The 26,256-nt window shown below is 38.4% G+C and carries 25 protein-coding genes; 6 read left to right on the top strand and 19 right to left on the bottom strand.

Going from position 1 to position 26,256, the window contains the following annotated elements:
• Window positions 1-25: 25 nt before the first annotated feature.
• Entirely contained in the window at window positions 26-583 is a 558-nt protein-coding gene (locus GM552_RS05965; RefSeq protein WP_155565678.1) for a hypothetical protein, read from the bottom strand.
• 392 nt (window positions 584-975) lie between these two features.
• Here GM552_RS05965 and GM552_RS05960 point away from each other — a divergent pair, with 392 nt between their 5' ends.
• Window positions 976-1,539, top strand: coding sequence for a hypothetical protein (locus GM552_RS05960; protein ID WP_155565677.1), 564 nt, complete (start codon window positions 976-978; stop codon window positions 1,537-1,539).
• Between the two features lie 21 nt (window positions 1,540-1,560).
• On the opposite strand, the gene GM552_RS05955 is transcribed toward GM552_RS05960, so the two are convergent.
• Entirely contained in the window at window positions 1,561-2,010 is a 450-nt protein-coding gene (locus tag GM552_RS05955) for an Rrf2 family transcriptional regulator (protein WP_110438269.1), read from the bottom strand.
• 196 nt (window positions 2,011-2,206) lie between these two features.
• Between GM552_RS05955 and cysK the strand changes: the two genes are divergently transcribed.
• Entirely contained in the window at window positions 2,207-3,184 is a 978-nt protein-coding gene (gene cysK, locus GM552_RS05950) for a cysteine synthase A (RefSeq protein ID WP_155565676.1), read from the top strand.
• Window positions 3,185-3,252: 68 nt separating this feature from the next.
• Here the strand turns inward: cysK and GM552_RS05945 are convergent, their stop codons facing one another.
• The 8 genes from GM552_RS05945 to gltX form a co-directional block, all read right to left on the bottom strand.
• A complete protein-coding gene (locus GM552_RS05945) occupies window positions 3,253-4,410 on the bottom strand; it encodes an OmpA family protein (RefSeq protein WP_155565675.1) in 1,158 nt (385 codons plus the stop codon).
• A gap of 298 nt (window positions 4,411-4,708) precedes the next feature.
• Complete coding sequence (locus tag GM552_RS05940) at window positions 4,709-6,265, bottom strand: S41 family peptidase (RefSeq protein ID WP_230882767.1); 1,557 nt, start codon at window positions 6,263-6,265, stop codon at window positions 4,709-4,711.
• A gap of 220 nt (window positions 6,266-6,485) precedes the next feature.
• The gene (gene topA, locus GM552_RS05935; protein WP_155565674.1) at window positions 6,486-9,056 is read right to left on the bottom strand and encodes a type I DNA topoisomerase; all 2,571 of its coding nucleotides are present in this window, start codon (window positions 9,054-9,056) and stop codon (window positions 6,486-6,488) included.
• Between the two features lie 171 nt (window positions 9,057-9,227).
• Window positions 9,228-10,397 carry a DNA-processing protein DprA gene (gene dprA / locus GM552_RS05930; RefSeq protein ID WP_155565673.1) on the bottom strand — a complete coding sequence of 390 codons (1,170 nt, stop codon included), beginning with the start codon at window positions 10,395-10,397 and terminating at the stop codon, window positions 9,228-9,230.
• Window positions 10,398-10,402: 5 nt separating this feature from the next.
• Window positions 10,403-11,047 (bottom strand): glycerol-3-phosphate 1-O-acyltransferase PlsY, encoded by a 645-nt coding sequence (gene plsY / locus GM552_RS05925; RefSeq protein WP_155565672.1) that lies wholly within the window; start codon window positions 11,045-11,047, stop codon window positions 10,403-10,405.
• Window positions 11,044-12,336: a dihydroorotase family protein gene (locus GM552_RS05920; RefSeq protein ID WP_155565671.1), complete on the bottom strand. Its 1,293-nt coding sequence runs from the start codon at window positions 12,334-12,336 to the stop codon at window positions 11,044-11,046. Before GM552_RS05920 ends, plsY begins: the two co-directional genes overlap by 4 nt.
• A complete protein-coding gene (locus tag GM552_RS05915; RefSeq protein WP_155565670.1) occupies window positions 12,333-13,268 on the bottom strand; it encodes an aspartate carbamoyltransferase catalytic subunit in 936 nt (311 codons plus the stop codon). The genes GM552_RS05920 and GM552_RS05915 overlap by 4 nt, the downstream gene beginning before the upstream one ends.
• Window positions 13,261-14,664, bottom strand: a complete 1,404-nt coding sequence (gene gltX, locus GM552_RS05910; protein WP_155565669.1) for a glutamate--tRNA ligase — start codon at window positions 14,662-14,664, stop codon at window positions 13,261-13,263. Before gltX ends, GM552_RS05915 begins: the two co-directional genes overlap by 8 nt.
• Before the next feature lie 180 nt (window positions 14,665-14,844).
• On the opposite strand from gltX, the gene GM552_RS05905 reads away from it, so the two are divergent.
• Window positions 14,845-16,893 carry a ComEC/Rec2 family competence protein gene (locus GM552_RS05905; RefSeq protein WP_155565668.1) on the top strand — a complete coding sequence of 683 codons (2,049 nt, stop codon included), beginning with the start codon at window positions 14,845-14,847 and terminating at the stop codon, window positions 16,891-16,893.
• A 1-nt stretch (window position 16,894) separates the two neighbouring features.
• Here GM552_RS05905 and nth read toward each other — a convergent pair whose 3' ends face one another.
• Genes nth through hisB form a run of 9 tightly spaced genes read right to left on the bottom strand, consistent with a single transcriptional unit; the run spans window position 16,895 to window position 22,070 of the window.
• Window positions 16,895-17,578, bottom strand: coding sequence for an endonuclease III (gene nth, locus GM552_RS05900; RefSeq protein WP_230880509.1), 684 nt, complete (start codon window positions 17,576-17,578; stop codon window positions 16,895-16,897).
• Window positions 17,579-17,591: 13 nt separating this feature from the next.
• A complete protein-coding gene (locus GM552_RS05895; RefSeq protein WP_155565667.1) occupies window positions 17,592-17,957 on the bottom strand; it encodes a histidine triad nucleotide-binding protein in 366 nt (121 codons plus the stop codon).
• Between the two features lie 11 nt (window positions 17,958-17,968).
• Window positions 17,969-18,313 carry a phosphoribosyl-ATP diphosphatase gene (locus GM552_RS05890; RefSeq protein ID WP_155565666.1) on the bottom strand — a complete coding sequence of 115 codons (345 nt, stop codon included), beginning with the start codon at window positions 18,311-18,313 and terminating at the stop codon, window positions 17,969-17,971.
• 26 nt (window positions 18,314-18,339) lie between these two features.
• Complete coding sequence (gene hisF / locus GM552_RS05885; RefSeq protein WP_155565665.1) at window positions 18,340-19,098, bottom strand: imidazole glycerol phosphate synthase subunit HisF; 759 nt, start codon at window positions 19,096-19,098, stop codon at window positions 18,340-18,342.
• Window positions 19,092-19,856, bottom strand: a complete 765-nt coding sequence (gene hisA, locus GM552_RS09070) for a 1-(5-phosphoribosyl)-5-[(5-phosphoribosylamino)methylideneamino]imidazole-4-carboxamide isomerase (protein WP_370533602.1) — start codon at window positions 19,854-19,856, stop codon at window positions 19,092-19,094. The genes hisF and hisA overlap by 7 nt, the downstream gene beginning before the upstream one ends.
• Before the next feature lie 28 nt (window positions 19,857-19,884).
• The gene (locus GM552_RS09065; protein WP_370533601.1) at window positions 19,885-20,439 is read right to left on the bottom strand and encodes a GNAT family N-acetyltransferase; all 555 of its coding nucleotides are present in this window, start codon (window positions 20,437-20,439) and stop codon (window positions 19,885-19,887) included.
• Window positions 20,440-20,458: 19 nt separating this feature from the next.
• Window positions 20,459-21,118 carry an imidazole glycerol phosphate synthase subunit HisH gene (gene hisH / locus GM552_RS05875; RefSeq protein WP_155565664.1) on the bottom strand — a complete coding sequence of 220 codons (660 nt, stop codon included), beginning with the start codon at window positions 21,116-21,118 and terminating at the stop codon, window positions 20,459-20,461.
• Window positions 21,115-21,477, bottom strand: a complete 363-nt coding sequence (locus GM552_RS05870) for a DUF2628 domain-containing protein (protein ID WP_155565663.1) — start codon at window positions 21,475-21,477, stop codon at window positions 21,115-21,117. Before GM552_RS05870 ends, hisH begins: the two co-directional genes overlap by 4 nt.
• The gene (hisB, locus tag GM552_RS05865; RefSeq protein WP_155565662.1) at window positions 21,474-22,070 is read right to left on the bottom strand and encodes an imidazoleglycerol-phosphate dehydratase HisB; all 597 of its coding nucleotides are present in this window, start codon (window positions 22,068-22,070) and stop codon (window positions 21,474-21,476) included. The genes GM552_RS05870 and hisB overlap by 4 nt, the downstream gene beginning before the upstream one ends.
• Before the next feature lie 246 nt (window positions 22,071-22,316).
• Between hisB and GM552_RS05860 the strand changes: the two genes are divergently transcribed.
• The 3 genes from GM552_RS05860 (at window position 22,317) to GM552_RS05850 (ending at window position 26,252) form a co-directional block, all read left to right on the top strand.
• Window positions 22,317-22,907, top strand: coding sequence for a nitroreductase (locus GM552_RS05860; RefSeq protein ID WP_162988599.1), 591 nt, complete (start codon window positions 22,317-22,319; stop codon window positions 22,905-22,907).
• A gap of 20 nt (window positions 22,908-22,927) precedes the next feature.
• Window positions 22,928-24,169: a 5-demethoxyubiquinol-8 5-hydroxylase UbiM gene (gene ubiM / locus GM552_RS05855; RefSeq protein WP_196424859.1), complete on the top strand. Its 1,242-nt coding sequence runs from the start codon at window positions 22,928-22,930 to the stop codon at window positions 24,167-24,169.
• Between the two features lie 100 nt (window positions 24,170-24,269).
• On the top strand, window positions 24,270-26,252 hold the full coding sequence (locus GM552_RS05850; RefSeq protein WP_155565661.1) for an AAA family ATPase: 1,983 nt from the start codon (window positions 24,270-24,272) through the stop codon (window positions 26,250-26,252).
• Window positions 26,253-26,256: the final 4 nt, after the last annotated feature.

The raw sequence follows: 26,256 nt of genomic DNA, 5'->3' as shown, positions 1-26,256 counted from the left end.
TCTTCATGACTCTTAAATTTTGAAATTATTTCTTGTGAACAGCAACTTTGCGTGTGATTCGTCTTTTTCTAACGACTTTGCCTTTTTTATGTGTTGCAGGTGCCTGACAGATTTCATAAGATGCTGGTTGGAGAATATCTTTTGCCTCTGCATATTGAGACAATTCACTTGCCGTTTTCAATGGTTTGATTTCATCAAACATGGACATTCTTTGAATGCAGAAAATTGTTCCCGCTTTAAGTCCCTGAGAGGATTGTACGTTGGCTAGCTGTGTGATGTAATCATCATATGCTTTTTGATATGCCTTTCCTGAGCGTTTTCCGTAACTTGACCGGAAATAACCCTTCAATTTAACTTCCTCACTGCTAACAATCGGGCGGAATTGATTTATAAAGGCGTTATATTGATTTTGAGCCTGACATGAAAGGGCTGTCACCATTAATTCGCTTTTCAAGCCTTCTATATTAAAAGCTTCGTGAGAAGGGGAATTATTGCAAGTGGCCGTTGAAGCCCATGATGGATTCGATAACATTCCCGCAGCGATTAATCCAGAAAAGAGAAAGCGTTTAACTAATAGAGACATTGAGTGCTCCAAATCGGATATGAACTAAAAAGATTGGTTGGGTAGTTAAAAGAATATTGGATTTATTCTATAAAAGTTTATTGCAGTTGTATATGATATTATTAAATCGGATATAACAGGAATTGTACATAATGCAATAGTTTATATTCACATTTTGCAATAATAAACGAAAATAAAAAAGCTAAAATTCATCTAAAATATCATAAAGTTATTGGTGATTTTGTTTTTATCTGGTAGTGATCTTTGTAAGTGGATGTGTATATTGATACAAAGAGTAGGTATAAATTCTTACATCTTTTTTACCAATCCGGTTTTAAACTGATATTCTCATCAAGTTTGTAATTGTAAACTGCCAAGTTATAGGTAGGATTTAATAAATGGAGGCTAGTTTCGTGCGTTTGCGTTCATCTTTTATTTTGGCTTCATTGGGAATTGCTTTGGCAGCTTGTCAACATAATCAGCAACCAGTGGCCCAACCCGATAGGGAGGCTGCCAATCCTTTTAAATATTCAAAAAAATCATCTGTTTGTCAAATAACACCTATAGTCAAAGAAGCGGATGGAAGTTGGAAAACGACGATGACAGTCCGCAGTGATGATGGTCAATGTGAATTCAATATTGTGCAACCTGACTCCAAAAACAACTTCATCTCTTTTGGTATTGCAACTGTTCCTGAACATGGCAAGACATTTGTTTATAATTATGATAAAAGAACCTATATAAGATACACGCCATCTTTGGCATATGCAGGAACAGATAGATTCATTGTGAATCTTTTACATCAGGATGGGGGCAATAAAACGGTTTTGTCAGTAGATGTAACAGTAGACAATACAGGTGTTCAGATTCCTAAACCCGCTATAGAACCCGCGAACAAAAATACGACCTCTCGAAAAAAGGCAACACGTCATAGAGCTGTCTCCCATCATCGAAAAACCGTAAGAAAAGCTAAATAATGATTTGAATTTACCATTACGTTAAATAGTAAAATTAATAGCTGTGGGACGAGGACGCTTCATTCCTTTTTCCTCGGCTTTTCTGATGAGATCTTGCATGGTTATTGAAGCTATTTCCTTCATGATTTTTTGATCAATAGATTGCCATAATGGTTTGATAACTTGTTGAAAAAGTGGAAACGTAAATTCTTCATATTTTTCTTTTTCATCAACCGAAATGGCCTTAATGATATCAGCGATTGAAAGTAGTCTTTTTGGTTTAGCCAGATGATACCCACCTCGTGGTCCACGAGTACTTTCCAAGATTGAAGCTCTGGATAAAAGTTGTAAAATCGGTTCAATACTTCTTTTTGGTAGTTTTGTCCTTGAAGAAATGTCAGAAGCACTTACGGTATTATTGTGACTTGAGTAAAAGGCGATATCTGTTACAATAAGAATAGCGATAATGGCACGATCTTGTCTTAAGAGCATTAAATATTTTTCCTAAGGTTTTAAAGAAATATTTAGTTAATTTAAAATTTATATCCTAATATTAATAGTATATAATAATTATTTAAGATGAAAAATAGTATTTTTTATAAATAAAATCTGTGATGTGGAAATATTTTGCATAAATAGGTTATTTATAGCGATTATTATCCTTAATCAACGAGTAATGGGAATTGTTATGACAAAAAATAATCGTTTTGGGTTGGCACAACCTAGAGGTAAAATTTATAATTCTTTGATTGATACAATTGGTGGGACACCGCTTGTAAGGCCAGGAAATCTAATAAAGCAGGATAATATCGAAGCTGATATTTTATTAAAGCTAGAATTTTTTAACCCTTTATCTTCAGTCAAGGATCGAATTGCCGCCGCAATGGTATATCAGGCGGAAGAAGAAGGGATTATTAGTCCTCATAAAAGTGTACTAGTTGAACCAACATCAGGCAATACAGGAATTGGCTTGGCATTTATAGCGGCAGCGAAAGGTTATCGGCTGATCGTTACAATGCCTGAAAAGGCATCGATTGAGCGTCGAAAAATGATGCGTTTTCTTGATGCACAGGTTGAGCTGACCCCAGGTCATCTGGGAATGGCTGGGGCAATTGCTCGAGCAAAAGAAATTGTAGAAAATACACCTCATGCCTGGATGCCAAAACAATTTGAAAATCCCGTGAATCCACTTGTCCATGAGTATACCACTGCGGAAGAAATCTGGCAGGATACGCAGGGAAAAGTCGATATTGTTGTTGCCGGTATCGGAACGGGTGGAACCATTACAGGAATTGCCAGAGGATTGAGGAAACATAATCCAAAGGTGGAGATATTTGGTGTTGAACCTGCAGAAAGTGCTGTTCTTAACGGAGAGGAGCCTGGTCCTCATGGTATTCAGGGAATAGGGGCAGGATTTAAACCGGGTATTTTGGATACCGATTTACTTAAACAGGTTCTGATGGTTTCAGAAAATGACGCTCTTGCCACGTCAAGACGCGTTGCTCGATTGGATGGTATTCCTGTGGGTATTTCTTCAGGTGCAGCTCTGTTTGCGAGTATTCAGTTGGCAGCCCGTAAAGAAAACAAAGGTAAAGTCATTGTAACGATTGTTCCTTCATTTGCGGAACGTTATCTATCAACACCTTTGTTCAATGGATTGGTTTAAATCCTTATTTAAAACCGTATCGTAAGGGAAATCCGGAATATGTGATATTCCCTCCACGATGAAACTATTTAGCGTAAAATTATTTCCACACGTCTGTTACGTGCCTCCCGTACATTGGGTCCTGTTTGTACTCGCAAATTTTGTGATCCATATCCATGTATATCAATATTGCCGGCCGGAACGCCATTTCGTATCAATTCGGATCTGATTTCCTTGGCTCTTTTTAGGGAAAGTTCGATATTGTATTTTTTTCCCTTAATATCGGGACTAGCAGATGTATCTGTATAACCATCCGCTTCAATACGGGTGTTTTCCACGTTATTGTAGGCTTGGGCAGCCTCTCGGACAATAAGTCGCGCTCGATTACTCAGGCTGTAACTATTCCAGTTAAAAAACACAAGATATAATCTTGATTTTCTGGCCTTAGGAACTACAGGGGGTTCATCAACAGGTGTTGCAGGAGGAGGGGCAGGGTTAAATTCATAACGTAACCCGAGTAAAATGGAATGGTTAAAATAGGTGGTTGTATCCCGATTGCCTTTGGTATGACCATAAGGATGGGTAATGTTTCTTCCTCCTTGGGTACCCCATACATCGGCGGTATGACTTTGGGGTGCCAGCATTGTCCAGAATCGATATTCTGTAATGAAGGACAATCCAACAATCCAAGGGGTTGGAAATGATAGCCCTCCAATTCCCTGGTAAGCGAATTGTCCGAATGTACCTCCCATGTGTTCAGTAAGACGATGATCCGCGGTGCGAAGTTTTACCCCATTCATTGTAGACCATCCATAACCAATTCCCGCACCGAAATATGGGAATATATAAGGGCTTCCCACATCCATATCAAAAAGGGCGTTAACCATAAATCCATAAGTTTGCTGGCGGCCCTCACCACGGGCTTTATAGGAACCGAGATTTTGATATTTCAAGGGATTGTTGCGATAATTTCCCTCCACTTCAACTCGAAAACCGTTTCCAAGACCATATCCTAGACTCGTTACTGCAGTGGCCCCTGGTGTATATTTATCGCGACCATCAGGCATAATGGGATTTTGACGCACAACTTGATCTTGATTGATACTAAGCCCGCCAGCACCTGTTACATACAAACCTTTAACCGGTTGTGCTTTTATCGTGGTTGAGGGCATGAGAAAAGTGGTTAAACATAAAAGGGTAGAAATATTAAATATAGATGCAGCAAATAGAGGGAATTTCAAACTCATCTTAATTTTTCACTCCTTAAATCTAGCTATCAGCTGCAAATTGTTTTAGTAAAATATTCTTCGAACTGAAATACCCTTTTTTTAGTGAAGAAAGAAGTAAAAAAAATTTTTTGTTCGAAAAATATATCAAATGTCATTGAAACAACACATGGTTTAAATTTACTTGAATAGAAGCAATATACTATTTTCAAACTTAAATAAATACAAGAGAGCAATTTTTAATTGTTATCATTTGGCAATGTAATAATCAAAAAAAATATTAATACCGTGAAAAATCCAATTTGGTTGTCTATACAACTTAATCATTCGGGATCATATCAAGTGCTTTTTGGTAAAGCTTTGGGTTAAGAAGCAAATCATCGGCAATCTCAAGATCAATATCTGAACCGATGGCAGGGGGACAGGCATTTCTAATTTGAAGAATGTCCTTTGCTTCAACCGGAAAACGTGATTGTCTGGAAAAGATAACATCACGTGCATAGGAAGATTGATCATTAATTAATTCATTCATTTGTTTTTGAGTGAATTTAACTCCACGACTTGTGCATATTTGCGGAATGATGCCCAAGCCCTGAATTGGCCATCCCAAGGGGGCGATAACCCTGCTCCATGTAACGAAGAGCTCTCCTCCATCAGGTAATTGTGCAATGGTTTGTACAAGACCTTTACCCAAAGTTGTGCTGCCGATTACGACGGCTCTCTTATGATCGGATAACGCAGCGGTTAAAATTTCGGCAGCACTTGCAGTTCTGCCATCAACCAAAATAACAATGGGAACATTATCGGTTATGTCTCCTCCCTGTACTGCCCATACGTGATTGGACTCTTGATCTCGTCCTTGTGTCGTTGCTGCAATACCATGATCCAGCAATAATGCAGAGCTTGTTATGGCCTGTTGCAAAACACCTCCTCTATTTCCTCTGAGATCGAGAATCAGTCCCTTTAATTTCATATCTTGAACAGCTTGATCAAGATACTGATTGATTTCTTCCGCAGTGAAAGTTGAAAAGGAGGTTATTTTCAAAATGATTATGTCATCATTTGTAAATGCAAATACGGTCGCTGGAGGAACAATTTCTCTTTTCAAACGTACGATTCTTGTTTTTTTTCTACCGTGTGAGCCCAAGACAAGAGTCAAAGATGAATTGTTGCCGCCCTTTAGCCAGTTATTAATTGTATCAACAGATTGTTTATAGGTACGTTTGCTATCTATTTTATAGATACGTTCACCTACGTTAAGTCCTGCTGACCAAGCGGGACCATTGGTATTGATAGAGCTGATAACGATATAGTTTTTATCTTTGGAGATGGTAATTCCGATATTTGCCTCACCATCTCCTCGTTGATTACGATCCGTGGATGCAAAATTGGGAGCGACATATCTTGAATAGGGATCCATATGATCAAATAATTCATCAAAAAAAGCTTGGGTAAGACCTTGATTGTTTGCCAATTGAATTAAATTGGAATTTTCCCATCCCTTGGTAGAAATATCCGTTATGGTCTTTGCCCATTGGGGTATATCGTTATCTGCCGGCAAGGGATAGTTAGCTAGAATTTTTTGAGACTGTTGAAGAACAAGCTTATCTTCGATTTCATGAATTGATAAAGAGGGGTCAACGGCATTTAAGCCATTCAGTCCCCATAAAGACAATTCTTTTATCGTATGTTCTTCCAGTATTCTGGGTTGTAGAAAAGTCAATGCGGTGGCGATGACATTTTCGTAGCTATGTTGATTAAACGGGGCGATATCTTTTGGTTTTGTGGATGTAGTAGATTGTGCGTATATAGGGGTATAGGTATTAAATGCAAGAATTATATACAGACAATAAAATAAAGGTTTGTATTTTTGCAAAATGAAATATAGAAAACATATCGCATTTTGCGTCAGTCTAAAGAAACAGAAATGTCGTATTAGGAGGAAAATGATTGTTCTCCAAAGACAATAAAATATTTTAAATATAAGGTTAGCCAATATTAAAAAAGCTATAGCAACTTTAAGATTATTAAAACCTAAATATAAAAATAACAAAATCTGTCACGTAAAAAACACAATAATCTAGCTGAAAATCATATTATTTTTTTGTTTTTTTTACTGTTTTTTTCTTTTTTGTTGGCGTTTTCTTTAACTCTTTTCCTTTTTCTTCGAGAAGTTTCAATGCGTCCTCTAGGGTTGTATTATCTCCGTTATCACCTTTTGGTAGGGATGCAACAGATTTTTTATGCTGTATATAAAATCCGAAACGTCCTTTTCTTAATAAAACAGGTTCCTTATCTTTTGGATGAAGCCCCAGATTACGGATAGAAGCCATTTTTTTTGCAAGAACCTCCAAGGCTCGATTCAATCCTACTGATAAAATATCTTCATTTTTATCCAAGGCGGCAAAAATATTTCCCATTTTGATATAAGGGCCAAAACGTCCCAACCCGATTTCTATTTTTTCACCTGTCTCAGGATATTCTCCAAGTAATTTTGGAAAAGATAACAGGGCAATGGCCTGATCCAGGGTAAGTGTGTTTCCATTAATATTATTTGGAATAGCGGCACGTTTGGGTTTGATCTTTTTATTTTCAGGATCAGCCTCACCAGATTGTATATATAATCCGTAAGGTCCTTTACGAAGTGAGATTACTTCATTATTTTCTGGATTATTTCCAAGGATTTTGCTGCCTTCTTTTAAAATCTCATTATCTTCTTGATCAGCATTATCCAGACTTAACTTTCTAGTATATTGACATTCAGGATAGTTGGTACATCCTATAAACGCCCCATAGCGACCCAGTTTTAGATGAAGTTTGCCATTTTCACAGGCAGGACATTTTCTGGGGTCGGACCCGTCCGTTGTTTCAGAAAAGAAGTGAGAGCCAAGATCATGATCAAGCGCATCAATAACATCAGAGATTTTCAGTTCTTTTGTTTGCTCGATGGCATTGGAAAAATCGTTCCAAAAATCCTGTAAAACTTTTTTCCAATCTATTTTACTATCGGAAATTTCATCAAGTTGTCCCTCTAACGTGGCGGTAAAATCGACATCAACGTAACGTTTAAAGAAAGATGTTAGAAAAGCAGTAACCAAACGTCCACGATCCTGAGGAATAAAATAGCGATTTTCAAGAGTAACATAACCTCTGTCACGTAAAACCCCGAGAATGGATGCATAAGTGGATGGACGACCAATACCCAGTTCCTCCATTTTTTTAACAAGTGAAGCTTCACTATAGCGTGGAGAAGGTTGGGTAAAATGCTGACTAGGCAAAATTTCTTTGGTTTGAAGAGTCTCTTTTTCTCTTAAGGGGGGTAGGAGTGACCCTTTGTTGTTTTTATTTTCCGCCTCATCTTTATCTGTATCATCAAAACTTTCTGTATAAACTTTTAAGAAACCCTCAAATGTTATTGTTGATCCCGTTGTTTTAAAGCAATTTTCCTGCTTTTCATCTGTTATTGTTATGGAAATTTGATCAAGTTCTGCGGATTCCATCTGACTGGCAAGAGCTCTTTTCCAGATAAGATCGTAAAGCTGTTTCTGATCAGCTGTTAAATAAGAACTGATTTGTTCAGGAGTGAAATTGATATGTGTAGGTCGTATGGCTTCATGTGCTTCTTGGGCGTTTTTTGCCTTACTTGTGTATTTGCGTGGTGATTTTGGTACAAATTTTTCGCCATATTCGGTATTGATATGATTACGAATGGCCTGAATTGCTTCATTTGCCATTTGTACTCCATCGGTTCTCATATAGGTAATCAAACCAACGATTTCCCCCTTGACTTCAATTCCCTCATAAAGTTGTTGCGCGGTACGCATCGTGTTTTGTGCGCTCATTCTTAATTTTCTTGATGCTTCCTGCTGTAATGTCGAGGTGGTAAAGGGGGGGGATGGATTCCTTCTTGTTTTTTTTCGCTCTATGGTACGAACGCTAAACTGTTGATTATTTAAATATGTACAAGCCTCTTTTGCCAGATTTTTCGTATTTAGATCAAATTGTTCAAGTTTTTTGTTTTTTAAATGGGTAAGTTTTGCCGTGAAATCCTTATTGGATGAAGAGATAAAAGTGCCATGAATGGTCCAATATTCTTTGGATTGAAAAATCTCGATTTCAGCTTCACGTTCGCATACAAGACGCAAGGCAACAGATTGGACTCGTCCTGCACTTCGGGATCCAGGTAATTTTCGCCATAAAATTGGTGATAATGTAAAGCCTACCAGATAATCAAGTGCACGTCGTGCAAGATATGCTTCAATCAAAGGTTGGTCCAGTTTCCGGGGATGTTGAATAGCGTATTGAACTGCCTGTTTGGTAATTTCATTGAAGGTAATACGCTCGACATTAATATTTTTAAGTAATTTCTTTTCATTCAGGATGGATTGGACATGCCAGGAAATTGCTTCCCCCTCACGATCGGGGTCAGTGGCAAGATAAAGTGTTTTGGCATTTTTTAAGGCCTGGGCAATCGCCTTGATCTGCTTGTTTCCACGTTCATCCGTTTCCCAATCCATGGCAAAATTTTCAGTCGGCCTAACACTTCCATCCTTCGGAGAAAGATCTCGGACATGCCCGAAAGAGGCGAGAACAGTGTATTTGTTTCCAAGATATTTATTTATGGTTTTGGCCTTGGCAGGCGATTCAACAACGATGACGTCTGTCATTTTCTCTCCAGACGGATTAGTAAAAATGAGTTCTGCAATTAGAAACAGAATACTATCTTTTCTTTAGTAAGAAGCAACTGCTATTTTGGTTTTTAATTAATTTTTTAAATGGATATGATTTACATATTAAAACGAAAATGGAAGAAAAATTCAAGAATTTGTTTGATTTCCTCATTTTAAAATATAGCCATTATGGCAAAGAAAAATTTTTTGCTGGATTTCAAGCAAGGTAAGAGCACTCTGAATTTCATTGGTAGGGTAATGAACATTTCTCAAGATTAGATCGATAGGTGTAGGGGTGGCAGAAAGTAGGAAGAGAATATCATCTTCAATTGTTCTTGAATTGTTTTTATCAGGTATATTGACCTGTGGAAAATTCTTGTTCTGGTGGGATATGTTTTCAGGTTCAGGAGAATAGGTAAAAAGATCTGTATTGGAAGGGGTGTTTTCTTGGATAAGGGGATGGGGGAGTTCGGATATTATATCCATGGCATTTTCTGTTAATATAGCCCCCATTCTAATCAAGTTATTGCTTCCTTTACAACGTGGATCAATGGGAGATCCTGGTACTGCAAAAACGGGACGGTTATAATCAAGCGCTTGTTTAGCCGTGATAAGACTGCCGGAATGCTGGGCAGCCTCAATGACAATACATCCCCAGCTCAATCCAGCAATAATACGGTTTCTGCGTGGGAAATGCATGGCTTGAGGTTGGGTTCCAATAGAAAATTCAGTTAAAACAACCCCTTTTTCTGCTATTGATTTTTGAAGGTCTTTATGTTCTGTTGGATAAAAAATATCGATTCCACAACCAATTACGGCAATGGTGAAACCTGTGTATAAGGCCCCTTTATGAGCTGCTTTGTCAATACCTCTGGCTAGACCAGAGGTTATGCCAATTTGATGTGCGGACAGATCAGCCGCAAGATTTTCTGCCATTTTAATGCCATGTATAGAAGCATTACGCGCCCCGACAATAGCAACATTTCTCTTTTTTAATAACTCGATATTGCCTATGGCAATCAGAATAGGAGGGGCATCTTCAAGCATATCAAGCAAGGGCGGATATTCCAGAGTTCCACGAAGAACGAATTGCCCACCCAATTCAAGTGTTTGATCAATTTCTCTATGAAGTTTTTTATTATCAGGAACTTGAAATTTTTTTGTTGAATCTTTTGAACGTTTTAATTTTGGTAAAATTTCCAAAACAGCTTCAGGGGTTTGATAATGGTCAAGTAATTGTCGATAACGGATTCCACCGATCCCTTCCGTTCTAGCAAGTTTTAAATATGGAAGTAATTGTTTTACAGATAGGGTGGAAGACAATGGTTTTTTGGACATTTAGCTTAATTTGTTTGTTTTTTTTCACCAATCCGAGGTTCTGTACCGTTGCTGAGACGGTATATGTTGGTTCTATGACGAAAAAATATGAGTAAACTTATAAGAAGGGCGGGAAATAAAAGAGGGGTTTTAAGATCAAGATGATTAAAAATCATAATGAATAAAGGCCATGCAACAAATGCGGACAATCCACCTACAGAGGAAATTCGGGACAGTCTGGCGGCAAGTAACCATACAATACATGATAATAGGCCAGCAATAGGTGTTAAGGCAAGGCTGACACCTAACCCCGTAGCAACACCTTTTCCACCTTTGAAATTTATCCAAACGGGAAAACAATGGCCGACTACTACAAAAATTGCGGCAAGTGATTCGGCCTGAACTGTATAGTTAATGGCAAAAATATAGGCACACCATATTGCAAAAGAACCTTTCCCCATATCGAGTAAAAGAGTTAAAACCGCTAGTTTTTTTTTGCCTGTACGTAAAACATTTGTGGCGCCAATATTGCCTGAACCGATTTGGCGAATATCTCCCATTCCACCAATATAGCTAACCAACATTCCAAAAGGAATGCTGCCAATCAGATAGGACAAAAAGATAATGCCTGCCATTAATGTCCATGCATATTGGGGTATATGCCAAATCATAGGGTCTCTCTTTTGTAAATACAGCGTCCCATTTTCCAGGTTCCAAGGACGACACCTGGAAGGACACGATTGTCAAATGGGGTGTTTTGAGCCCGTCCTGGTAATTTTCCCGCTTCAACCTGCCAGGTTTGATCCGGATCAAACAAGCATAAATCTGCAACATTTCCTCTGGCAAGCGTTCCGATAGGTTGACGCAGGATTTTCGCAGGATTGTTACATAAAAGTGAAATAGCCTTTGCGAGGGGCAGATTGCCATTTTTGACTTGAATAAGGGTAACACTTAAAAGGGTAACTAGCCCTGTCCCGCCCGGAGCCGCCTCTGCAAACGGTAAACGTTTGTCATCCACATCTCTTGGAAGATGATCCGAGGCGATTGCATCAATGGTTCCATCTGCCAATCCCTGACAGATTGCAAGACGATCCGCTTCGGAACGGAGTGGTGGGGAAAGTTTGGCATAGGTTCTAAAATCACCAATGGCCTCTTCATTCAAGTCAAAATAGACCGGGGCGGTATCACAGCTTATATTCAATCCCTTTGATTTTGCCTGTCGAATTAGATTAAGTCCCTCCGCGGTGGAAATATGTCCAAAATGTAATCGACAATTTGTTTGTTCCGCCAATCGTAAATCACGGGCAATCATAATTGCTTCAGCCGCAGTTGGGACAGAAGGCAAACCAAGTCTTGTTGCCAGCTCTCCCTGGGTGGCACTGCTATTTTTGGCCAGACTGGGGTCTTCGGGATGCTGAATGATCAATCCGTCAAATCCACTTGCATAGGCCATGGTCTGCATCATCAAACGGGTATCTGCAAGCGCCTTGTCTCCGTCCGTGAAACCAATGGCGCCAGCCTCTTGAAGCAAGCCTATTTCTGCAAGTTCCTTTCCCTCACAACCAACAGTTAATGCACCATAAGGAAGAATGGACACCGATTTTGTTATTTCACCCTTGGCCTTTAGCAGGGTTACCAACGCGGGATTATCGATGGCGGGGTTACTATTGGGTAGAATTGCCATGGTGGTTATCCCACCTGCAGAAGCTGCTTCTGCTGCGGTGGCAATGGTTTCCCTATATTCAAATCCAGGCTCTCCCACGGTTACACGCATATCAACAAGACCAGGACAAAGAATGGCTCCTTTTCCATCAATGACATCGCAATCTGATGGTTGCCCTTCTGTTTCCGGAAGATCTATCCCGGCAATTTTATCATTTTTGACAAGAAGTTTTCCCGGTTGATCCAATCCTGATTGAGGATCAATTAAATGGACATTGGTGAAAAGAATCGGTTTCATGGCTGCGCCTTTATGTGAGAGAATTTTTCAAGAACTGCCATTCTTACGGCAACACCCATTTCGACTTGTTCCTGTATGACGCTTTGATGTGGATCATCGGCAACATGACTGTCAATCTCTATTCCCCGGTTTAATGGTCCGGGATGCATGACCAATGCATTTGACTTTGCAAGGTTTAACCGTCTTCGATCCAGTCCAAAGAAACGAAAGTATTCACGGGTACTTGGGATTAATCCAGCACTCATTCTTTCTCTTTGAAGACGCAACATCATGATAACATCAACATTTTTAACCCCTTCATCCATTGAGTAATAAGGGGTGGCACCCATTTTAGCGATTGTTGAAGGCAACAAGGTTCTTGGACCAATAACTCTTACATTGCAACCCATTGTGTTAAGAAGGATTATGTTTGAACGGGCAACTCGGCTATGAGCTATATCTCCACATATTGCAACAGTCAAACCTGTCAATTTTCCAAAGTGGCGACGAATTGTTAATGCATCAAGCAAAGCCTGGGTGGGATGTTCATGAGTTCCATCGCCGGCATTGATGACACTTGCATCGACCTTTTGGGCAAGAAGCGCAGGGGCACCAGATTGTGCATGTCGAATGACAAGCAAATCAGCTCGCATAGCGTTTAAGGTATAGGCCGTATCCAGTAATGTTTCCCCCTTGCTGACCGAAGAAGTGGAAACGGACATGTTAATGACATCAGCACCCAGACGTTTCCCCGCCAGTTCGAAAGATGTACGAGTTCGGGTACTATTTTCAAAAAACAGGGTGATTAACGTACGTTCTCTCAACAGATTGCGAGGGGTCTTGCGAGAACGGTTTAGTAAGGCATAGTTTTCTGCCCGATCCAATAATATTTCAATTTGGTCTTCGGGAAGTCCTTCTATACCAAGAAAATGCTGTCCAAAGGAATTAACCATTAATTACGGCTCCTAATCTAGCCAAAACCTCATTTTTGCCTAATGCGAGAAGTGTATCATCAATTCCTGGCGACATGGTGCTTCCCGTTACAGCCGCCCGTAAAGGCTGGGCAACTTTACCCAATTTCAGGTTTTCCTTTTCAGCAAATGCATGTAGACAGTTATTGACAGACTCTTTTGTGAATTCAGGTAGTTTATTCAGTTCCATGACAAGTTTACTCAACAAGGCACGATTATTTTCATTCAATAATTTTTGTGCCTTGTCCGTAAAATTTAATGGAATTGACATACAAAGGAAAGAAGCATTTTCAGCCAATTCATTCAGATTTTTTGCGCGTTCTTTCAATCCAGGCATTAACAGTTTGATTTTCTGTTCATTATTCTGGCTTAAATCAAGGTCTTTCCGTCCCTTCAAACGAGACAATACATCTTTGGTTAGTCTTACATCATCTGCCTGTCTTAACCAGTATCCATTAACATGTGTTAATTTGGCATAATCCATTCGAGATGGAGAACGGCCAACACCATCCAGATCAAATAACCTAATTTGATCTTTCCGACTAAGTATTTCCTCATCTCCATGACCCCAGCCTAATCTAAGCAGGTAGTTACATAAAGCCTCAGGCAAATATCCTTCATCACGAAATTCAACAACCGAACTTGCACCATGTCGTTTGGACAATTTCGCACCATCGGGACCATGAATAAGAGGAAGGTGGGCAAATTTGGGAATATTCCATTCCATCGCGCGATAGATCATTAATTGTCTAAAACTATTGGTTAAATGGTCATCGCCACGAATAACGTGGGTGATATTCATGTCATGGTCATCGCAGACAACAGCGTGTTGATATGTTGGTGTTCCATCAGCGCGTAGGATAATCATGTCATCCAGTTCGATATTGGCGACGGTGACCTTTCCTTGAACAAGGTCTTGAATAACAGTTTCACCTTCTTTGGGGGCCTTGATGCGAACGGTATAAGGTGCATTGGAGGATGCCTCGGATGGATCACGGTCACGCCAGTATCCGTTATAACGGGGAGGTTTTCCCTCAGCCAGTGCCTTGGCACGCATTTGAGCCAAATCCTCTGGTGTGCAGAAACATTTATAGGCTTTTCCTGTCTCGAGAAGATGAAGGGCGATTTCCTGGTGTCTTTTAATTCTTGTCGATTGAAAAACAGGCGGTTCGTCAGGTGTTAACCCCATCCATACCAGTCCATCAAGAATAACATCAACAGCTTCTTGAGTGGAACGCTCTCTGTCAGTATCCTCAATCCGTAATAAGAATTCGCCATGATGATGTTTGGCATAAAGATAGTTGAATAGTGCAGCGCGAGCATTGCCAATATGAAGCAATCCCGTTGGACTTGGAGCAAAACGTGTACGAACGGTCATGGGTATCTTTCTTGCACGTAGAATGAAAAGTGAATTGAAATAATGTTTATATTAATTATTAAAAATAAAGATATGAAGTCTAGAAAAAAAATATTTTTATGGAGTTTTTGAACTATCTTAGACAGCATAAAAAATGTCATTGCTCTGTTGGCAAGGGAAACTGACCATTCGAAATTATGGATGCCTGTGTTATTGGGTCTTGGAAGTCTGATTTATTTCACTCTTACGAGCGAACCAGATTTATCATATGGTTTTATATTTTCAATATTCGGTTTGATAGGAATGGCAGTCATTCGATGGCGTTATCCCCTTCAACTAAATCTCTATATTTTTCACTGTGTTGTTTTTTTATTGGGATCAGGGTTTTGTCTTGCATGGTTACAAACACATCGACAGGAACCTTTTTACCGTTTGCCAACGCATGCGGCCACAATGAAAGGAAAAATTCGTCGAATGGAGATTTTATCAAGTGGAAAAACCCGCATTTTAGTGCATCATGTTCATTTTTTATCATATCCAGAATCTGAACAGAAAGAATGGCATCGATATATTCAAATTACATTATTCCGTACCGATAATTCCCAAATTAATGTCGGAGATTGGATAGAGGTTAAAGCGATGCTGAAGCATCCATTCCCTCCAGTTAGAATGGCGAGTTATGATTTGCAATTTCATGATTGGTTTAAAAATATTGGTGCTTATGGATATGCTATCGCTCCTATTAACGTAATTAGAAAAAGTGATAAAAACTCAATACAATTGATACGTGAAAAAATAGCCTGTCGTATCAGGATTTTATTGCCTGGTGAGACTGGTGCAATTGCGCAAATTCTATTAACCGGAATTGATGCGAATTTATCTCAAGAAAACAGACATGTTTTTGCTGTGGCCGGACTGGCCCATTTATTGGCCATTGCTGGTCTGCATCTGGGAACGGTGATGTTGATTGTTGGCGGTACAGTACGCTGGCTTTTATTGCGAAGTGAGTATATTGCCTTGCATTGGCCAGTGAAAATGATTGCGTTATCAATTGGATGGATTGCAGGTTGTATCTATTTTCTTCTTACAGGAGTTCATTTGCCGGCAATTCGTAGTCTGATAATGGCAAGTTTGATCGTTTTCGCCCTGTCTATGGATCGTCGAAGTTTATCAATGCATAATTTGATGCTGGCAGCATTGATGATTTTGATTTTTTCACCCTCATCGATCATGAACGTATCCTTTCAAATGTCTATGGCAGCTGTGATGGCTATAATTGCAGGATATGGTTGGGGATATGACCGTTTTTTGAAAAAATCCAAGAACACTTTTGGTTTAAAAAAATTTTTTTTCTATATTTTGGAGGCTGCATGGATCAGTTTCTTGGCTGGCTTGGCAGTATGTCCAATTGTTATGGCTCATTTTCATGAACTGAATTTATATTTTATTTTGGCAAATTTGATTGCGGTTCCTGTAACAATGTTTTTGATCATGCCAACTGGATTACTATCCCTGGTAACTATCGGGACAGGAATTGATTATTATTTTTTACATTTGATGGCGTATGGAATTAATTTGGTAATTAATACAGCCCGAATTGTTAATGATTTCCCTTATGCGGTTATATGGGTTAAGGATATGCCTGGATGGGGGTTGACATGCTATTTTATTGGATTATGCATTATCTGTTTATGCGTGACACGATTAAAAAGTATCGGCATTCTTCTGATTACGATAGGGATTATATCCTGTTTATGGGGTAAAAATCCTGATCTGGTAACCTCTGCGGATGGACAAATGATTGCCATTCGACGAACTGGGTTTATATGGGTAATTTGTCAGCATGGATGCAACAAATATACGATTGAGGGATGGAAACGATACTTGGGTGTATCAAAAGTGAGAATTCAATTTTCTCACAATCATGACAGAAATATTCTTTGCAAGGATTTTTATTGCAAATTGCTGGATGAACATGTTTTGATCATATTAAAAAAACCTGAGAATTTCTTTTCCCAAGCTGAAATATGTCATGCTATGCGGTTGGAAATTTCTTTATTATGGGAACAGCGTTTATGTCCTGATATATCATTCGTTGATAAAGAAAAAAACTGGGTATATGGATCACATAGCATATGGTTGAATTCAAACAAGATCAAAAATGATTTGTCATTAAGAGGCAATCGTCCATGGGTTATGGAACCAATTCAACGTGGTATTCCGAATTTACCCGAAGCTTTGAGTGAATAAATCAAAATGGACTTATGTTTTTATCTTGGTAATGGCATATTTGCACAACAGGACAGTGCCAGCATTCAGGTTTTTTAGCCTTACAGCAATAGCGTCCATGTAAAATCAACCAATGATGTGATTTCGCAATCAATTCTCGGGGAATATTTGTTACTAGATTTTTTTCAACATCGAGGGGTGTCTTGCCGGGAGCTAGACCCGTGCGATTGCCTATTCGAAATATATGCGTATCAACTGCCATGACAGGTTGATCAAAAGCAACACTTAATACTACATTCGCCGTTTTTCTTCCAACACCGGGTAAAGCTTCCAAAGCCTCTCTCGTTTGCGGGACTTGCCCATTATAATTTTCGATCAATTGTTTGGAAAGCGCTATAACATTTCGGGATTTGGCACGCCATAAACCGATGGAATTGATAAAGGGAACTAATTTTTCCTCACCAAGAGCAACCATTGCTTCAGGTGTAGATGCAATCTTGAACAATTTATTTGTGGCTTTATTAACAGATATGTCAGTTGCCTGAGCCGACAAAACAACGGATACTAGAAGCGTGTAGGGTGAAGAATAATTCAGTTCAGTTTTAGCGTCCGGACGTGCCTTGGCAAGAAGACGAATGAATTCCTTGATTTCTTTCTTATTCATTGCCTTTGCTAAAGGTGTTTCTTTATCTGCTTTAATAATCATGGAAAAATTTTAATTAAGCAAATGGTAACTTTTTCCCACCAAGAATATGAAAGTGAAAATGGAAAATTTCTTGACCGGAATTCCTGCCAATATTGCTGATAATGCGATAACCATCTTTGTCAAGACCCAATAAATTGGCTACATGTGCAACAGCCTTGGTAAAAGCCACAATTTCCTCGGGGGCTGCACGTTGAGAAAAATCAGCATAGGAGGTATAAGGGTTTTTGGGAATGACCAAGGCATGAATTGGTGCCTTGGGGGCTACATCGTGAAACGCCAACACATATTCATTTTCATAAATTGTTTTTGCTGGAATTTCTTTTTTCAAAATTTTAGCAAATATATTTTGAGAATCGTAACGAACTGAAGTTGAAGCCATTGTTTCACCTGTTATTTTGAAGATTTTAAATTACGAGAAGCCTTTTCCTCGATCCCGCTTATTTTCTCTCTTTTATGAAGTTCCGCCCAAACATCTTCAGGCGATATATCTGTTATAACCCACATGGCCAACAAATGATACAAAACATCGGCACTTTCACTGATCAGGTTTTGTGGATTTTTTGTGGCACATTCAATCAGGCATTCAATAGCTTCTTCACCGAATTTCTGTGCAACCTTGTGTGACCCTTTTTTCAGTAATTTGGCGGAATAGCTTTTTTGAGGGTCATTATTTTTTCTTTCTTCAATCTTTTTATATAGACGATCAAGAATTTCACCATTTAGATTGGATTTCATACCTTGTTTCCTTTATTAAATACAGATCAGGAAAGGCGGACGGGAATGTTGTTTCCTGCCAGAGACTTTTTTACCTGCTCAATCGTAAATTGGCCAAAATGAAAAACGCTGGCTGCAAGTAATCCTGTTGCTCCCGTTTGCGCGCCTTCGGTAAAATGTTGTAATTGACCCACACCCCCCGAAGCAATCACAGGGACATTAACATTACTGTTAATTGCTTTCAGAAGATCAAGATCAAAACCTTTTCCCGTACCATCACGATCCATGCTGGTAATTAAAAGCTCACCAGCACCACGTCTGGTCATTTCCTTTGCCCATTGAATGACATTAATACCCGTTGGAGTACGACCACCATGACTGTAGACCTCCCATGAACCTTTATTATCAGATCGTGCGTCAATAGCAACAACGATACATTGACTGCCAAATTTATTGGCTCCATCATTAACAAGATCCGGATTTTTAATGGCTGCGGAATTAATGGCGCATTTATCCGCTCCTGCTAAAAGAAGCGCACGTATATTGTCCGGTGTACGAATACCCCCGCCAACAGTCAAAGGAAGAAAAATTTTTTCCGCTGTACGATTCACCACATCAATGATGGTGTTTCTGTTTTCATTGCTTGCGGTTATATCCAGAAATGTCAATTCATCGGCACCTGCCTTATCATAAACCAATGCCTGTTCAACGGGATCACCGGCATCACGTAGGGAGATAAAATTGACTCCCTTGACCACACGTCCGTTCTTGACATCAAGACAGGGAATGACACGGGTTTTCAACATGTTTCCAACACCCTTAAAGCGTCATTGATCCGAATGCGTCCATCATAGAGGGCTCGACCAACAATTACACCCTCTATTCCTGGCTCCTGATTGGCAACGTTTCGTAATGCCTCAATATGTGCAAGGTTACCAATGCCTCCACTGGCGATAATCGGTATCTGGAGATGATGGGCAAGATTGGCAGTTTGTTCAAGATCAAGTCCGGATAACATGCCATCTCGTTCAATTTCAGTAAAGATAATGGCAGAAGCACCGCTGTCCTGTAAACGTAAGGCGAGGTCCAGGGCTTTCATTTCAGAGGTTTCCGCCCAACCTTCGGTGGATACATATCCTTTTTTGGCATCAATACCAATCACGATTTGACCAGGAAAGGATTTGCAGGCCTGATAAACTAGTCTGGAATTTTTAACGGCGACACTACCGAGAATAACTCTTTTTATGCCCTTATAAAGCCAATATTCGATAGCATTTAGGTCCCGTATTCCACCTCCAAGTTGAACAGGCACCTGAGAATTGGCAAGAATGCTTAAAATAGCTTCTGTATTAACAGATTTTTTTGCAAAGGCACCATCAAGATCAACAACATGTAACCATTTACAACCCTGATTATTCCAGTTTCGAGCTTGTTCACCGGGATTGTCAGAATATATTGTTGCCTGATCCATTTCACCCTGACGTAATCGAACACATTGACCATTTTTCAAATCAATCGCGGGATATAATGTTAGGGGATGGACTGCTGAAGAAAAGCTGGACATAAATAAGTTACACTTCATGAAGTTAAAATTATGGTAGGTTCAAAAAGGATTTATATAGAAAATATCCCCTGAAAATTTGCCCGTTGATTTTTCGATAATAAGGGTGGGTTGCCCAATGATGATATCCATTTTTCAAATAAAACTGAAATAATTTTTTCTGACTTTCATCAATTTGCACATTAATGATCGGGAAACCTAGTTGGGCAATAGTCTGTTCGATTTTTAGAAGTAAACGTTTACTGACGCCGACATTTATGGCATAGGGTGCAACTGCAAAAATGGTGATTTCTGCAGCAATATAGGGAGTTTCCTCTTCCTTTAGTGGTGTTTCAACCTCGCAAAATGCGACAATATGTCCATCCATTCGACCTGTGAAAAGAGTTTTTTCGGGAACAAGTAACGATCCCTTTATATAGCTTTCCAACAATTGTCTTGGTGGTGCCTTAACCCAGCGACAATGATAACCAGCCAATATCGCGGCTTCCAGAGATTCACAGATTGCATGCAAATCATCATCATTATCAAGGGTGGTAATTTGTTCTAATTCGATTTTTGGAAGTAGGTTTGAGTTGATGTTATCCATTGTAATTAATAAATACTTGCTAAGCGGGGGTAGGATTCCATCTTAGGAAATTTGCCAAAATATGTAATCCAACCTGTTGACTCTTTTCGACATGAAACTGCGTGCCAATCGCATTCTTTTTGGCGATGATGGCCGGAATGGATATGCCATAATCGGTTGTGGCGATAATATCCTTGTTATCTTCAGCGGACAAAGCATATGAATGGACAAAATATGCATGATCACCTGGATTTATTCCATTCATAACAGGATGTGCATTTACTTTAAAATTTAGTTCATTCCATCCCATATGGGGTAAAGGTAAATCTGTTGTATCGATAGGTTTTATTTTACCCTGGATCCATCCCAAACCTTTGGTTGTTTTATGTTCCAATCCCTGTTCAGCCATTATTTGCATGCCAACACAAATTCCTAGGAAAGGGGTCCCTTGCCGAACTTTGGCATTTAACGATTCAAGCAAACCGGGAATGGATTGCAATCCACTCATGCAATCTGCAAACGCTCCCTGACCAGGTAATATAAGACGGTCCGCATTTTGAATATGTTCTGGTTTGTTGCTGATTTCAACATCAACAGGCAGATTGATCATGTGGGCCGCCGCAATCAGGGCGCGTTGAGCGGAGGCAAGGTTTCCGCCGTTATAATCAATAACAATAATGCTGTCGGGTTTATGTTTCATGAATTGATATAGTTTGTTAAACGGGGTTTTTTATCAAGTAAACGAAGAAGGGCAAATTTCTTATTGGGTGCGGCAATTACGGTTTGAAGATTCCATCCTGCCCATTGCAATTCCGTTCTTTGAAAGTGGAAGGCAAAGCAACCTACTATAAAATGTACCAAAGCCATCAAGAAGAAAGATGGATGTATCCAGATAACTAGTGAAAAACAAATACTTAAAAGAATTAATCCATGAATCCAGCTTTTTTGGACAAAAAGACCAACAGGTCCAAGTATAAATACGAGCCAGGAAAAACCCTCAGGCACTAGTTTTAATTCGGAAGGTTGGTTTTGGTTTGCATAGACAGTAAAATATTTCACAACACACCTTTGGTTGATGGAATGGAATGCAAAGCACGTGAATCGAATTCGCAAGCCATTCGCAAAGCACGTGCAGCTGCTTTAAATGTTGCCTCGGCAATATGATGGGAATTACGACCTGCATGCAATATTGCATGCAGGTTCAAATGGGCGCTCATCACAAACCCACGAAAAAATTCTTCAAATAATTCGGTATCCATCTTTCCTATCTTTTCTGTTGGAAAAGACACGTTCCATGCCAGGTATGGGCGACCAGAAATATCGATAACGACTTCGCTCAAGGCCTCATCCAGAGGAACAGAGGCTTGTCCAAACCGACAGATTCCTTTTTTCTCTCCAATCGCGTTCTGGAATGCTTGACCCAAAGTTATGCCGACATCTTCCACTGTATGATGAAAATCAATATGTAGATCGCCTTTGACCATTATGTCCAAGTTAAACAAGCCATGTTTGGTAAGAGCTGTCAGCATGTGGTCAAAAAAACCGATTCCCGTTTCGATATTGGACTGACCTGCTCCATCAAGATTTAGGGTGAGCTGGATATCTGTTTCCGAGGTTTTGCGATGTACGGATACCTGTCTTTGAGTATTCATAAAAGATAACTTTAAAATATAAATTTTATTTGACATTCAATTAATAACTTGCTTTTGCCGGAATGCCAAGATTAAAGAGTAAGAAATGAAATTATGAAATCATGAATTTCTTATGAATATAACTTAAATTCATAATACTTTTTACGTATTTTTGTCTCGAGGAAATTACAGTAAGTTTAGATTTGATATGAAACTTACATTATAAATGGTAAAATTATAAATAACTTTATTGTAATGGATAATTTTATGTCAAATATTGATTTTCTGCTTTCTCGTTTTTCATGTGGTTCATTAACTCAACCTGCGCCAAATGACGATGAATTGCATCAAATTTTATCAACAGCGATGCGGGCTCCTGATCATGGGCGCTTACGTCCCTGGCGTTTTGTGATTATTGGTAAAGAGTATCGAGAAAAATGGGTAAGATCATTGGAAAAGATCCTTACAAAACCGGATTCTTGTTATCCCCCCGCTTATATAACCAAAATAGTGCAAAATTTTTCGAATGCCCCTTTGATCTTGGCACTTGGATTTCGTCAATTTCATGATGACAAGACGTCTATCTCCCTTGATGAACAGTTGATGGCAGCATCAGCAGCAACCATGAATATATTGAATGCTGTCCATGTTCTGGGATTTGGTGCAAAATGGATTACAGGCCCCATTGATGTTCCTGAAATTACGGAATTATTGGGACTGAAAAAACCGTATAGAATGATCGGGTTTATGTTTATCGGAACACCTGTGGAAGGATCTGAGGCACCTCCACGGGTTTCAGTGGATGATTATGTCGCTAACTGGCAGGGAAGTGCAGTAAATTTCAAAATTGATTCATAAATAGTTAAAGAGATGAAACGATGTTAAAGATTAAAGATATGATGGATGTTGTTGTGATTGGCGGGGGTCCTGCAGGATTAAGTGCGGCATTGTCCCTGGAAGGGATTGGTCTGAAAGTCACTGTTATTGATCCAGCCCCAATGACAGCTTTGCAAGAACCTTCTTTTGATGGTCGTGAAATAGCTTTGACCCATCATTCCGTTTCATTGATGAAATCAATGGGGATATGGGACCGTATTCCTCAAGATGAAATTTCTTCGCTCAGGGAGGCCAGGGTTGAGAATGGGGAAGAAAACAATCCTTTGATTTTTGACACGCAGGGAAAGGGCGAAGAGGCTCTTGGTTATCTTGTTCCAAATCATCTGATCCGAAAGGCAACATTTGAAGAGGTTCAATCTCGTGAAGGGATTACTGTTTTATCCAATACACGCTGTAATAAATTAAATTGCTTTGTTGATTATGCCCGGGTTGAATATTCCAATGCAGATCAGGACGATGCAGTTTTTTCTACAAAACTGGCTGTTGTAAGTGACGGACGTTTCTCCAAAATAAGGGATAGTCTTGAAATTGGATATTTGCTGCATGATTTTCATCGTCATATGATGGTATGTCGTATGAAGCATGAGTTGCCTCATCATCAAGTTGCCTTGCAATGGTTTGACAAAGGACAGACTGTTGCCTTACTGCCATTGAATAATAATGTCACTTCTGTTGTATTGTCTCTTCCTCCTGATGAAATGAATCGGGTCAGATCGTTGGAAGCCGAACAATTCAATCTGGAAATAATGAAACGCATACATGGACGGCTTGGAAAAATGGAGCTTGTTTCCACCCGGCATGTTTATCCTTTGAAAACTGTATTTGCCAACCGGTTTGAAACAAGACATGCCGCCTTGGTCGGCGATACGGCTATTGGAATGCATCCTATCACAGCCCATGGTTACAATTTTGCCCTGATTGCCCAGGAAATCCTGGCAGATGAAGTTTTGGCAGGTTTAAAAAGGGGAGAGGAAATCGGCACATCGAAACAATTACGTCATTTCGAAAAACGGTTAAGAATCAAAACCATGCCGATGTTTACCCTGACAAACACTATTGCAACGCTTTATACACGTGAAGAAAAGGGATTGTGGAAATTAAGGAGGTTAGGTATTAAAACAGCCAATTTACTAAAGCCTGTTAAGAATAAAGTCGTGGATACCCTAATTGATAAAACCACAACATTGCCTTCTCCAAAATCGATTTTATCGAAAAGATTTTGATTATAGTTAAATTTTTAATGCGAATAATAAAAAATTATTCGCCTTTTTTATATCATCGTTATAATTTTTATAATTTAATAAAATTATTATTGGATTGATTATGAAAATTAAAAGAGCAATTAAGCTTAAGAAAGTAGTAATTCATAAGTATAAATCTTTTACAGAGGAACAGGAAGTTAACATTGAAGATGATATCACAGTTTTAGTCGGTAAAAATGAATCAGGGAAAACAGCTTTTTTAGAATGTCTAGCAAAAAGTAACTATTTTCAAAGTGATAGTAAATTTACTTTTAGCTTACAACTGGATTATCCACGGAAAGAGTTAAAATCAAGAAATAAAGATCAAGATTCAATAGCAATTCGTTGTATTTATGAATTATCGGATGATATTTTTACTTCTATTGAAAAACAATTGGGTAAAAATATTTGGGCTGGCAATAGCGAGATCATTAGAGAGACGTCTTTTGAAAATGGAAATACTATTCAAGAAGTAAACGTTGATGCTCAACAATTTTTTAAAAATTTGAACATAAATATTGATGAAAATAATTTAGAAAAATTCTTAGACATTAATTCTCCAGAAGAATTGGCTGAGATTAAAAAAAAATATGCGAATTCTATAGAAAATTTAGATAAAATAGATTCATTTATTATAGATAATAAAGTTAAATGGAGCAATTTTATAGAAAAATATATCTATTTTAAAATTATACAACCACGGATTCCTAAATTTATTTACTATGACGAATATTATCAATTACCTTCTGACATTCGGTTGGAAGATTTTCAAAAAGAAAATTTAAAATTAACAGACGATTTAAAAACAGCTAAAGCTTTTCTTGAACTAGCAGATATGAATCTTAAAGAGGTTTTAGAATCTGGTGATTACGAAAAATATAGAGCCGAATTAGAATCAACTGCAATTAATATTTCGGATACATTATTCGATTATTGGAAACAAAATAATAATTTGGAAATTCTGTTAGATATAGAAGCAAAAGAAGAAAAAGCGACAAAGACATTTAATGTAAATGGGCCTTATGGTAGGACAGAAGAAAAAATAGAGTCTTATACAATCGTTGCTCATTATCTTAAATTACGGGTTAGAAATTTAAAAACTCGAATGACTTTACCTTTACATAATCGTAGCAAAGGATTTAATTGGTTTTTTTCATTCATTGTCTGGTTTGAAAAAATGCAGGAAGACCCTTCATCTTCTTATATTTTACTTTTGGATGAACCAGGGTTAAATTTGCATGCTTCTGCTCAAGCAGATTTATTAAGATTTTTTGATTACTTAAAAGATAAATATCAAATTATTTATACAACGCATTCACCCTTTATGATCGAAATGGATCGTTTAAGCAGAGTAAGAACCGTTTTCGATAATGCTTCCAAAATTGATAAGGGATCAGTTGTCCAAGATACGATACAACAAAAAGATCCAGATACGTTATTCCCTTTACAGGCTGCTTTAGGATATGATCTCGCTCAAAACCTTTTTATATCTCCTAAGAATTTATTAGTCGAAGGGGTATCAGATTTATTATATTTAGAAACGCTTTCTGAATTTTTAAAAGCACAAGATCGAGAAGGTTTAACCCAAGATATATCAATTGTTCCCACGGGTGGTTTGGACAAAGTTGCTACTTTTATTTCTTTATTACGTGGTTCTAAATTAAAAATGGTTTGTTTATTAGATTCATTTGAGGATCAAAAAGCCAAAGTAAAATTAGATAAAATGCACCAAGAAAAAATTATTCCGTTAAAGAATATAAAATTTTTTCACGAATTTTTGGAGAACAGACAAAAAGCAGATATCGAGGATATTTTTGAACCTCAGGAGTATTTACAATTATTTAACAAGACATTTCCAGTAAAAAAGATTGAAATAGAAGATTTAGATAAGAAAATAGAAGGTATTATAAAACAGGTGAATAACCTTATGCATGAAAATAGATTTAATCATTATAAACCCGCTTATCAATTTTCAACCGACCCTGCATTTTGTAATAATTTATCAAAGGAAACTTTAGATCGATTTGAAAATATTTTCAAAACAGTTAATAAATTATTCACATGAATTT

Source organism: Commensalibacter sp. ESL0382 (assembly GCF_009725775.1).
Taxonomy (GTDB): Bacteria; Pseudomonadota; Alphaproteobacteria; order Acetobacterales; family Acetobacteraceae; genus Commensalibacter; species Commensalibacter melissae.
This window is presented reverse-complemented; position numbering and strand designations above follow the sequence as displayed.

What these genes read in the sequence shown, in the direction of transcription:
- plsY (WP_155565672.1), bottom strand. Translation starts at nt 11,047, where the DNA reads ATGATTTGGCATATACCCCAATATGCATGGACATTAATGGCAGGCATT.
- GM552_RS05965 (WP_155565678.1), bottom strand. Translation starts at nt 583, where the DNA reads ATGTCTCTATTAGTTAAACGCTTTCTCTTTTCTGGATTAATCGCTGCG.
- hisB (WP_155565662.1), bottom strand. Translation starts at nt 22,070, where the DNA reads ATGAATACTCAAAGACAGGTATCCGTACATCGCAAAACCTCGGAAACA.
- nth (WP_230880509.1), bottom strand. Translation starts at nt 17,578, where the DNA reads ATGATTATTAAAGCAGATAAAGAAACACCTTTAGCAAAGGCAATGAAT.
- GM552_RS05905 (WP_155565668.1), top strand. Translation starts at nt 14,845, where the DNA reads ATGCCTGTGTTATTGGGTCTTGGAAGTCTGATTTATTTCACTCTTACG.
- hisH (WP_155565664.1), bottom strand. Translation starts at nt 21,118, where the DNA reads ATGAAACATAAACCCGACAGCATTATTGTTATTGATTATAACGGCGGA.
- ubiM (WP_196424859.1), top strand. Translation starts at nt 22,928, where the DNA reads ATGTTAAAGATTAAAGATATGATGGATGTTGTTGTGATTGGCGGGGGT.
- topA (WP_155565674.1), bottom strand. Translation starts at nt 9,056, where the DNA reads ATGACAGACGTCATCGTTGTTGAATCGCCTGCCAAGGCCAAAACCATA.
- cysK (WP_155565676.1), top strand. Translation starts at nt 2,207, where the DNA reads ATGACAAAAAATAATCGTTTTGGGTTGGCACAACCTAGAGGTAAAATT.
- gltX (WP_155565669.1), bottom strand. Translation starts at nt 14,664, where the DNA reads ATGACCGTTCGTACACGTTTTGCTCCAAGTCCAACGGGATTGCTTCAT.
- GM552_RS05955 (WP_110438269.1), bottom strand. Translation starts at nt 2,010, where the DNA reads ATGCTCTTAAGACAAGATCGTGCCATTATCGCTATTCTTATTGTAACA.
- GM552_RS09065 (WP_370533601.1), bottom strand. Translation starts at nt 20,439, where the DNA reads ATGGATAACATCAACTCAAACCTACTTCCAAAAATCGAATTAGAACAA.
- hisA (WP_370533602.1), bottom strand. Translation starts at nt 19,856, where the DNA reads ATGTCCAGCTTTTCTTCAGCAGTCCATCCCCTAACATTATATCCCGCG.
- dprA (WP_155565673.1), bottom strand. Translation starts at nt 10,397, where the DNA reads ATGTCCAAAAAACCATTGTCTTCCACCCTATCTGTAAAACAATTACTT.
- GM552_RS05890 (WP_155565666.1), bottom strand. Translation starts at nt 18,313, where the DNA reads ATGAAATCCAATCTAAATGGTGAAATTCTTGATCGTCTATATAAAAAG.
- GM552_RS05915 (WP_155565670.1), bottom strand. Translation starts at nt 13,268, where the DNA reads ATGGTTAATTCCTTTGGACAGCATTTTCTTGGTATAGAAGGACTTCCC.
- hisF (WP_155565665.1), bottom strand. Translation starts at nt 19,098, where the DNA reads ATGTTGAAAACCCGTGTCATTCCCTGTCTTGATGTCAAGAACGGACGT.
- GM552_RS05945 (WP_155565675.1), bottom strand. Translation starts at nt 4,410, where the DNA reads ATGAGTTTGAAATTCCCTCTATTTGCTGCATCTATATTTAATATTTCT.
- GM552_RS05860 (WP_162988599.1), top strand. Translation starts at nt 22,317, where the DNA reads ATGTCAAATATTGATTTTCTGCTTTCTCGTTTTTCATGTGGTTCATTA.
- GM552_RS05850 (WP_155565661.1), top strand. Translation starts at nt 24,270, where the DNA reads ATGAAAATTAAAAGAGCAATTAAGCTTAAGAAAGTAGTAATTCATAAG.
- GM552_RS05920 (WP_155565671.1), bottom strand. Translation starts at nt 12,336, where the DNA reads ATGAAACCGATTCTTTTCACCAATGTCCATTTAATTGATCCTCAATCA.
- GM552_RS05895 (WP_155565667.1), bottom strand. Translation starts at nt 17,957, where the DNA reads ATGGCTTCAACTTCAGTTCGTTACGATTCTCAAAATATATTTGCTAAA.